General features: G+C 50.6%; 6 protein-coding genes and 1 pseudogene. 5 read left to right on the top strand and 2 right to left on the bottom strand.

All coding sequences use genetic code 11. The annotated features are described in order from the left end of the window. The first annotated feature begins 89 nt into the window (after positions 1-89). The 5 genes and pseudogenes from WBV27_RS03860 (at position 90) to WBV27_RS03840 (ending at position 4630) form a co-directional block, all read left to right on the top strand. The gene (locus tag WBV27_RS03860; RefSeq protein WP_424199577.1) at positions 90-962 is read left to right on the top strand and encodes a transporter substrate-binding domain-containing protein; all 873 of its coding nucleotides are present in this window, start codon (positions 90-92) and stop codon (positions 960-962) included. Between the two features lie 55 nt (positions 963-1017). Then, positions 1018-1728 carry an amino acid ABC transporter permease gene (locus WBV27_RS03855; protein ID WP_424199575.1) on the top strand — a complete coding sequence of 237 codons (711 nt, stop codon included), beginning with the start codon at positions 1018-1020 and terminating at the stop codon, positions 1726-1728. Between the two features lie 24 nt (positions 1729-1752). Further along, positions 1753-2430 (top strand): annotated as a pseudogene (locus tag WBV27_RS03850) (amino acid ABC transporter permease); the annotation flags it as partial. Between the two features lie 88 nt (positions 2431-2518). Next, on the top strand, positions 2519-3259 hold the full coding sequence (locus WBV27_RS03845; RefSeq protein WP_424199573.1) for an amino acid ABC transporter ATP-binding protein: 741 nt from the start codon (positions 2519-2521) through the stop codon (positions 3257-3259). A 432-nt stretch (positions 3260-3691) separates the two neighbouring features. After that, positions 3692-4630: a hypothetical protein gene (locus WBV27_RS03840; RefSeq protein ID WP_424199571.1), complete on the top strand. Its 939-nt coding sequence runs from the start codon at positions 3692-3694 to the stop codon at positions 4628-4630. 87 nt (positions 4631-4717) lie between these two features. Here WBV27_RS03840 and fghA read toward each other — a convergent pair whose 3' ends face one another. Beyond that, positions 4718-5548 (bottom strand): S-formylglutathione hydrolase, encoded by an 831-nt coding sequence (gene fghA, locus WBV27_RS03835; protein WP_424199569.1) that lies wholly within the window; start codon positions 5546-5548, stop codon positions 4718-4720. A 4-nt stretch (positions 5549-5552) separates the two neighbouring features. Next, positions 5553-6337, bottom strand: a 785-nt coding sequence (locus tag WBV27_RS03830) for a zinc-binding dehydrogenase (RefSeq protein WP_424199567.1), incomplete at its 5' end; no start/stop codon positions are given.

The raw sequence follows: 6337 nt of genomic DNA, 5'->3' as shown, positions 1-6337 counted from the left end.
CGCATCAACGCTGCCGCCCAAAAAGTGAGCGTGACAACCACAAAAGCAACGAACCATTAAAATAATTGATAACACAGGAGGAGTAGAATATGAAGAGAACAAGATTATTGACGACAGTAAGTTTATTGGGGGCAGCATTTTTGGCCGGATGCGGCCAGACGGATGCGGAAACAACGAGTGAGGCAACGAGCAGTTCCGCAGCTGAGGCGGTGGAAGTGACAACAGTGACAGTCGCGCATACGCAAAGTTCAGCACCGATGAATTATGTAGATGAGAACGGCGAATCCACTGGCTATGAAGTCAGCGTTTTGAAAGCCATCGACGAGCTGTTGCCGCAGTATGAATTCGAATATGTACCGACATCCGACGAGGATCTGCTGATCGGGATCGAATCCGGCAAGTATGATGTCGGAACAAAAGGCGCTTGGTATACAGAGGAGCGCGCTCAAAAGTTCATCTTCCCTGAAAATTATATTGGCGCCAGCAGCATCGGCGTGCTGATCCGTTCGGAAGATGCCGAAGAAATCACCGACTTGGAGTCGTTTGCGGCTGCAGGCAAGAGCCTAGTTCCGATTTCGCCGAATAATGCCCAGTACAACGTGATCGAGGACTTCAATGCGGAACATCCGGATACACCAATCGAACTGACTGCGGCAGATACATTTGAAATCGCCGATGCCTACACTTGGTTGTTGGAAGGGCGCTATGATGGCTACTTCGCCGTCAAGACAGCTTATGAAGTGAATGTGCTGGCGGAAGGCGCGCCATACAGCCAGTACAAGGATGATTTCTCCTACTTCGTCTACGAAGCGCTGCCGACTTGGCCGTTGTTCAACAAAGAACAGCAGGAACTGGCAGATGCGTATGATGAAGCCTTCCTGCAATTGGAAGAAGACGGTACGATCGATGATTTGATGATCGAATTCCTTGGCGAAAATACATTCCAATACGTAAAAGAATAACAATAGGAGTGCCACTGAGGACAGGATAGACAAAGCTACAAAGGGAGGCTACATGATGAATCGTCCATTCGACATCACTTATATTTGGAAGGCCGTGCCGGAAATTTTATCCGGGTTGGGCGTAACGCTTCAATTTTTGATCGGTACGATCGTGATCGGGGGGCTTTTGGGCTTCTTGGCGACCTGGGCAAGGATCAGCGGTTCGAAATGGTTGCGGGCAATCGTCCATAGCTATATCTGGATCATCCGCTGCACGCCTTCGATCGTCATGATGTTCTTGGTCTTTTACGGCTTGCCGGAGGTGCTGTTGGGCGTCTTCGACATCGACATCAACAGCTGGAATCGCATCAACTTTGTCATCATCGCCCTGTCGCTCTTGTTCTCGGCGCCTTGTTCGGAAATCATGCGTTCGGCTTACCAGGCTGTTGCCAAAGTGCAACGTGAGGCTGCACTCAGTATCGGCCTCACCGAAGCGCAAGCGTTCAGAAGGATCGTTTTACCGCAGGCCCTCGTGAGTGCGTTGCCGAACCTCGGCAATTCGTTCATCCTGTTGATGAAGGAGGGGGCTTTGGCCTACACCATCGGCATCGTCGACATCATGGGCAAAGGCCAGCTGATCATAGGGCGCAATCTGGGCGGTTATTCGATCGAGACGTACATCGCGTTGGCGGGCATCTATTGGCTGCTGACGCTGGCGATCGAGAAGGCATTCAAGCTGGCGGAAGACAAATTATCGGCAGGAAAACAACCGCTGCGTGCGGCATAGGAGAGAGGAGCAAGACGCATGACCATTGATTTACTTTATGTGCAGGAAATTCTGATCCTTGTGTTGCAGGGCATTCCGACGACGCTGCGCTTGACCTTCATCCCCTTGCTCATCGCGTTGCCGTTCGCTTTCCTGATCGCGGTGGCGAGACAGCGCGATATCAAAGTGTTGGCCCGCATTTCCCAAATTTATGTGTCCTTCATCAGTGGGACGCCCTTGATCGTCCAGATTTTGGTTATGTACAGCCTGTTCCCGAGTCTGTTGAACGCTCTCGTGAAAAATTGGGGACTCGAGTATGACGTCTTCGGCATCGATCCGATCTATTACGCCTATATTGTCTTTACTTTGAATACGATCGCGATCCTGTCGGAGGTTTTCCGTTCAGCCCTCGAAACGGTCGACAAACGTCAGCTTGAAGCGGCTCTTTCGATCGGTTTGCTGCCGGTTCAGGCCTACCGTCGGATCGTGATTCCGCAAGCGCTGGTGGCAGCAACGCCCAACTTGTGCAACAGCACCGTCAATCTGCTAAAATCGACCTCGCTGGCTTTTCTGATGTCGGTCCAGGATATCACAGCCATCGCCAAGACGGAGGCTGCATTCGGCTACAACTATCTTGAGTCCTATCTTGTGATTTTCATTGTGTACATCGTCCTCTGCTCGCTCGTTCAGGTGTTTTTCCAACTGCTGGAGCAGCGTTTGTCCCTCTACAAGCGCGGACGTAAAATTATGGTAAAATCAGAAAATGATAAGCAGCCGGAGTATTTTCAAGACGTACGAAAGGAGCGGTACCATGCTGGCATTGAAGAATATTCATAAAAAATTCGGCGAAACGGAAGTGCTGAAAGGTGTGGACATCGAAGTCGAAAAAGGCGACATCGTCGTGATCCTGGGCCCAAGCGGTTCGGGCAAGACGACCTTGTTGCGCTGCATCAACTTCCTGGAGCGCGCCGACGAAGGCTCCCTGCATTTCGATGAAATCCAGACCGAATTTTCGAAAGCAAGCAAAAAGGAAATCACTGCAGTTAGGAAAAAATCGGCGTTCGTTTTCCAGAACTATGGCCTGTTCGACAACAAGACGGTGTTGGACAACGTCACCGAAGGATTGATCATCGGGCGGAAAGTGCCGAAGAAGGAAGCCGTTGAGATCGGCATCCGCGCCTTGGAAAAAGTCGGCCTGAGCGATCGCTTGGCTTACTACCCTTCGCAATTGTCAGGAGGCCAGCAGCAGCGGGTGGGCATCGCCCGCGCTTTGGCGGTGAATCCGGACGTCATCCTTTTCGACGAACCCACTTCGGCTTTGGATCCGGAACTTGTCGGCGAAGTGCTGCAGGTCATCCGCAAACTGGCCGAGGAAGGCACCACCATGGTCGTCGTCACGCATGAGATGACTTTTGCCAAAGAAGTCGCCAACCGCGTCATCTTCATGGATCAGGGCGTCATCGTGGAGGAGGGCGCCCCTGAAGATATTTTCGGCAATCCAAAAGAAGCCCGCACCAAAGGGTTCCTGCAGCGGATTTTGGTCCGCGCTTGATCTTTGTGGCTTCTCCCTTAATCAGCTCGTCCTGCCGTTCACAACGGGGGACGGGTTTTTGTGTTGCAGGATGTATCGGGTTTGCTTGTCACTGCTTAATTTTCGGTGACCGAAGAAGCGAAAACAAAGGCTCAGCTCCGGCGAGGAAGTGCTCACCGGAGAAGCGGGGCGAAAACTGAATCTCAGCTCCGGCGAGGCCACGCTCACCGGAGAAGGGATTCGAAAACGGAGGCTCAACTCCGACGAGGCCACCCTCATCGGAGTTGAGCACCCAAAATTGAGCGCGCGTCGTTGATACACCTTCGCAATGAGCGTAAAAAACCGTAAACTTGTGAAGCTTTTTCTGGTTAGAATGCCTTTCCCTTTAACGCGATCCATAAAAATGCGGGTATAATATACTTAGTAGATAGCAATAGGGAAGGTTGGGGTTATATGGATGAAATGGAAAAGATGATGAAACAGTTGAACAATTTCGTAAAGAAACACGGCGAGGAATATGATTCTGTGGAGGAAGCGATTGATGCATTCATGAAGCTTTCCAACGAGGCCAGTGCCAAGGGAGCAACATTCACAGCCGGAGAATTGACCGATGCAGAGAAAGCGATCGAAGAGTTGGAGAAGCTGGAGTTTGCGACTTCCGAACGCGAATACGCGGCTATTTTGGAGCGTGCCTTGAAATTGGATCCGGATAATTTGGAAGCGAGACTCTATCAACTGAACCCTGAGTCACTCGAATTCATCCATGAAATCAAGAAACTGGAGGCGTTCGGAAAGACGGTGATGCAAAAGCACGGTCTGGATGATGAAGAGTCCATCGGAAACTATTGGGGAATCGTCGAAACCAGGGCCTACATGCGCGTCAAGGCGCTGTATGCCGAAGAACTGCAGAAACGCCGGATGTTTACAGCGGCCGCGAGGGAATACGAAGACATGTTGCGGTTGAGTGTGGGGGATAATATGGGAGCCCGCTACATTCTGATGGGTGTCTACTGTCAGTTGGAACAACTGGAAAAAGCCAAAGAGCTGTATCAACGTTATCCCGAAACATCCGCCCAAATGCTGTTGCCGCTGATTTTGCTTTCATTGAAATATGATGATGAGCTGAGCGCGAAACGCTATTACAAAGATCTGCAGAAAGAAAACAAAAGCTGCAAAAAAGTTTTCGGCCGGCGGGAGTTTGATGTGGAAAGCATGTTTGACGCAGCGGAGGCTTCCGACTATCTTGCGGACAGCGAAGAAGAACTCTATATCGCGATTTCCAATGTGATGGCCGATTTTGCGGTTGTACTGGACATGTACTACTACGAATGGCTGAAGAAAAATCTGATCAAACCGACCGCTTCCCGGAAAGGGATCCAGAAGAAAAAATAGTTGCCTGATTGCTCGATAAAAAAAGCCGACAAGGAAACGGAATATCCATGACCTTATCGGCTTTTTGCATACGTTTGGTTGCTGCTTCTACTTCAAACAGTCTTTATGGAATTGCAAATGCTCCTCGATTAAGGTAGCGATTGTAAAATAACTGTGATCGTAGCCATCGAGTTTTTGGTAGCTCACTTTTTTGCCGGCAGCGGCTTCCAGGAAGGCTTCCTCGTTCAGTTGGACTTCATAAAAAGCATCAGCGGTCCCTTGAGAAATATGGATAGGCGGAGCGACAGCAGTTTTTGCGATCAAGCTGGTCGCGTCCCACGTTGCCCAATCTTTTTCATCCGGCCCCAAGTAAGCAGTGAAAGCTTTTTTGCCCCAGGGAACCTGTGACGGATTCAGGATAGGAGCAAAGGCTGAGATGGAGCGGTAGCGCGCCGGATTTTTCAATCCGATGACCAAGGCGCCGTGTCCGCCCATCGAATGGCCCATGATGCTCTCTTTTTCTGAAAAATTGGGGATAAGACTGTGGACAAGTTGCGGCAGTTCTTCCGTCAAATAGTCATACATCCGATAATTTTTTGCCCACGGTTCCTGGGTCGCATTCAGATAAAAGCTGGCGCCTTGGCCCAGATCCCAGTTTTCGTCATCCGCCACATCCGTTCCGCGCGGGGAAGTATCCGGCATGGCGACAGCCAGCTGGTGTTGGTTTGCGTATTTTTGGAACGCGCCTTTTTGACTGAAGTTGTCATCGGTGCAAGTCAATCCCGAAAGCCACCAAACCAAAGATGTCGGCTTGTTGTCTGTTTGTTTCGGCAGGAACAGGCTGAAAACCATATCGCAATCCAGTGTTTCAGAATAGTGACGGTATTTTCTTTGTTCGCCCTCAAATGCTTTATGTGTTTCAATCAAGGTTGTTGTCATAAATTTATTCTCCATAGGTCAAGATGGTGCGGATGGATTCCCCTTTGTGCAACAGATCGAAGGCCTCGTTGATGTCGGTGAAATTCAGATGATGCGTGATGAAGCTGTCCAGATCGATTTCGCCGTTCATGAAATCCTCCACCATACCTGGCAGTTCCGTGCGGCCTTTGACACCGCCGAATGCGGACCCTCTCCAAACGCGTCCTGTCACCAATTGGAATGGGCGCGTATGGATTTCTTTGCCGGCACCGGCGACACCGATGATGATGCTTTCGCCCCAGCCTTTGTGGCAAGCTTCCAAAGCTGCTTTCATGACTTCGACATTTCCGATGCATTCAAAACTGTAATCCACGCCGCCGTTGGTCATTTCGATCAGGATTTCCTGGATCGGACGGTCATGCTCGCTTGGGTTGACGAAGTCAGTGGCCCCCATTTTTTGGGCCAGTTCCCATTTGTCGGGATTCATATCGAACGCGATGATGCGTTTGGCTTTGGCTTTTTTCAATCCTTGGATCACGGCCAGGCCGATCGCTCCCAGCCCGAATACTGCAGTCACTGCGCCTTCTTCGACTTTTGCTGTGTTTTCGACAGCACCGAGGCCGGTAGTCACTCCGCAACCGAACAACGCGACTTTATCGAGCGGCGCTTCCTTGTCGATGTTCACCAAGTTGATTTCGTTGACAACCGTGTATTCGCTGAAAGTACTTGTCCCCATATAGTGATAAATAGGCTCGCCGTTATAGGAGAAACGGGTCGTTCCATCCGGCATCAAGCCCTTGCCTTGGGTTT

Origin of the sequence: Trichococcus sp., assembly GCF_049589555.1 — a bacterium.
Taxonomy (GTDB): domain Bacteria; phylum Bacillota; class Bacilli; order Lactobacillales; family Aerococcaceae; genus Trichococcus.
This window is presented reverse-complemented; position numbering and strand designations above follow the sequence as displayed.